The organism is Pseudorhodobacter sp. (assembly GCF_030452865.1).
Classification (GTDB): Bacteria; Pseudomonadota; Alphaproteobacteria; order Rhodobacterales; family Rhodobacteraceae; genus Pseudorhodobacter.
This window is the reverse complement of the sequence record NZ_JAKDLJ010000584.1, coordinates 1-1,599: the sequence shown is the minus strand read 5'-3', so window position 1 is coordinate 1,599 and position 1,599 is coordinate 1. Positions and strand designations below refer to the sequence as shown.

The window sequence follows — 1,599 nt, the reverse complement described above, 5'->3', positions numbered from 1 at the left end:
GATCGTGTCCCACTAGGTGGTGTAGCTGGCCTCGAGGGTCACCGTGACATCCGGCGCGGGCCTGCTCGATCAGCGCGCCACGACGGGCAAGCTGACGATGGCATCATCGCTCAAAGGAGCCATGGTTTCCAGCGTCATGTATCGCGCCCTCTGAACGGCCCATTCATCGTTCTGTTCGAGAAGCAGCGCTCCCACCAGCCGGATGATCGCGTCGTCGTTGGGGAAGATACCAACGACATCGGTGCGGCGCTTGATCTCGCCGTTCAGGCGTTCAATTGGATTCGTTGAGTGCAGCTTGGCACGATGTTCCTTCGGGAAGGTCATGTAGGCCAGCACATCATGTTCGGCGTCGTCCATGATATTTGCCAGCTTCGGAACCTTGGGGCGGATCTGGTCGGCGACGGCACGCCATTGGGTGCTGGCTGCCTCTGCGGTGTCCTGAGCGAAGGCTGTGGCGATAAAGGCCGAGACAACCCGCCTGCCGCTCTTTCCGGCGTGGGCAAGAACATTGCGCTGGAAGTGAACGCGACAGCGCTGCCATGTGGCGCAGAGTACCTTCGTCACCGCCGCCTTGATGCCTTCATGTGCATCCGAGATGACCAGCTTCACGCCCCGCAGGCCGCGTCGGGTCAGCTTGCGCAGAAACTCGGTCCAGATTGGCTCTGCCTCGGATGTTCCTATTTCCATGCCCAGAACCTCGCGGCGGCCATCCATGTTGACGCCCACAGCGATGATGACAGCGACAGAGACGATCCGACCACCGCGTCGGACCTTGAGGTAAGTGGCGTCGATCCACAGGTAAGGCCAGTCGCCCTCAATCGGTCGGTCGAGAAAGGCCTTCACCTTGCCGTCGATCTCGCTGCAGAGCCGCGAGACCTGGCTCTTGGAGATGCCGCTCATCCCCATCGCCTTGACCAGATCGTCGACCGAGCGCGTGGAGATGCCTTGAATGTAAGCCTCTTGGATCACCGCCGTCAGTGCCTTCTCGGCCATCCGGCGCGGCTCGAGAAAACCGGGAAAGTAGGTGCCCTTACGCAGCTTCGGGATGCGCAGCTCGACGGTGCCCGCCCGCGTCTCCCAGTCCCGATCACGGTAACCATTCCGTTGCGACAAGCGCATCGGGTTCTTCTCGCCGTAGGCTGCGCCAGTTGCAGCGCCGACCTCCAACTCCATCAGCCGCTCGGCGGCAAAGCCGATCATCTCGCGCAGCAAATCCGCATCAGGGGTCTTCTCGACGAGCGCGCGTAGGTTCATCATGTCGTAGGTCATTGGTGGTTCTCCGGTTCAGGTTGGCGTTAACAACCAGACCTTACCGGATTATCGCCGGTGACCACCTCAGCCAGAAGCTACACCACGCCCCGGGGCACGATCCGAGGAGTAGGACACCCCCCCTTCACAACATCCCCGGCAGCACCTGATCCGGGGGGCGGTGGCCGTCGGCGAAGGTTTTGATGTTGATGATGACCTTCTCGCCCATCTCTATCCGGCCCTCCAGCGTGGCGGAGCCCATGTGGGGCAGCAGGACGACGTTGGGAAGCTCCCGCAGCCGGGGGTTGACCTCGTGGCCGTGTTCAAACACGTCGAGGCCGGCACCGCCGA

Annotated in this window: 1 protein-coding gene and 1 pseudogene; both read right to left on the bottom strand. The window is 62.1% G+C overall.

All coding sequences use genetic code 11. The annotated features are described in order from the left end of the window. Positions 1 to 69: 69 nt before the first annotated feature. Positions 70 to 1,269 (bottom strand): IS256 family transposase, encoded by a 1,200-nt coding sequence (locus L0H65_RS19695; protein ID WP_301460874.1) that lies wholly within the window; start codon positions 1,267 to 1,269, stop codon positions 70 to 72. Between the two features lie 124 nt (positions 1,270 to 1,393). Continuing rightward, positions 1,394 to 1,599: pseudogene (locus L0H65_RS19690) on the bottom strand (D-glycerate dehydrogenase); the annotation flags it as partial.